Genomic DNA, 1,407 nt, shown 5'->3' with positions numbered 1-1,407 from the left:
GGGTGTGTCCAGCTAACGGTGTATCTCGATCTTGATTAGTTATCGGATGGTCGGGGTCAAGCGGCCTTCGAAGGTGATGGCGAAGGCGTTCAGGGCGGCTTTCCATCGAGTGACCCAGCGTTTGCGGCCCTTGCCGGTCGGGTCCAGACTCATGATCGCCATGTAGACGCACTTGAGCGCGGCCTGCTCGTTCGGGAAGTGGCCGCGGGCCTTGACCGCCCGGCGGATGCGGGCGTTGACCGATTCGATGGCGTTGGTCGAGCAGATCACCCGACGGATCTCGGTGTCGAAGTTGAGGAAGGGCACGAACTCGGCCCAGGCGTCCTCCCACAACTTCACGATCGCCGGATACTTACCGCCCCAGACCTCGGCGAACTCCAAGAAGCGCTCGAGCGCGGCGGCTTCGGTCGGGGCGGTGTAGACGGGCTTGAGGGCCTTGGCGATGGCGTCCCAGTGCTGGCGGGCGGCGTAGCGGAACGAGGCGCGCAGCAGGTGCACCACGCAGGTCTGCACCACGGCTTGCGGCCAGACCTGCTCGATGGCCTGCGGCAGGCCCTTGAGCCCGTCGCAGACCACCATCAGCGCATCCACGACGCCGCGGTTCTTGATCTCGGTGAGCACGTGCAGCCAGAACTTCGCGCCCTCACCGCCGTCGCCGGCCCACAGCCCGAGGATGTCGCGCTCGCCATCGACGGTGACCGCCATCGCCACATAGATGGGCCGATTGGCGACCTGGCCCTCGCGCAACTTCACGTGAATCGCGTCGATGAAGATCACCGGATAGACGCCATCAAGCGGCCGATTCTGCCATTCGGCCATCCCATCGAGCACCTTGTCGGTGATGGTGGAGATGGTCTGCTTGGACACCTCAGCGCCGTAGACCTCGGCCAAATGGGCGGAGATCTCCCCGGTGGTCAGGCCCTTGGCGGCCAGCGAGATGACCATCTCATCCACGCCGGATAGCCGTCGCTGCCGCTTGCGGACGATCTTCGGCTCGAAGCTGCCGTCCCGGTCCCGCGGCACGCTGATCTCCACCGGCCCGACATCGGTGAGCACGGTCTTGGAGCGGGCGCCGTTGCGGCTGTTGCCGGTCTCGGTGCCGGCTCCTCTCTCGTGCTTGTCATAGCCGAGATGGTCAGTGATCTCGCCCTCGAGTGCGGACTCCAGCACCAGCTTGGTCAGCCGGCCCAGCAGCCCGTTCTCGCCCACCAGTTCCACGCCGTCGGCGCGGGCCTGGTCGACCAGCCTGGCCACCAGCTCCCGATCCGATTCCTTGGGCTGCTGATCCTTGGGCTCCTTGCGCGCCACCGGGGCATCCTCCAGGTCGATCTCCGTCGATGCCTGGATCACAGTACTCATCAGGCGTTCCTCCATGATCAGGAGTTACACCGTTGTTCTTACACTCCC

The 1,407-nt window shown here is 65.2% G+C and carries 1 protein-coding gene; it reads right to left on the bottom strand.

The features are described 5' to 3' along the window. Positions 1 to 39: 39 nt before the first annotated feature. Positions 40 to 1,359 (bottom strand): IS256 family transposase, encoded by a 1,320-nt coding sequence (locus tag ABZS69_RS67050; RefSeq protein WP_355395674.1) that lies wholly within the window; start codon positions 1,357 to 1,359, stop codon positions 40 to 42. Between the last annotated feature and the right edge of the window lie 48 nt (positions 1,360 to 1,407).

The organism is Nonomuraea sp. NPDC005650 (assembly GCF_040605375.1).
Classification (GTDB): domain Bacteria; phylum Actinomycetota; class Actinomycetes; order Streptosporangiales; family Streptosporangiaceae; genus Nonomuraea.
Note: the sequence above shows the minus strand (reverse complement) of the source record. Positions and strands in the feature narration are given on the sequence as shown.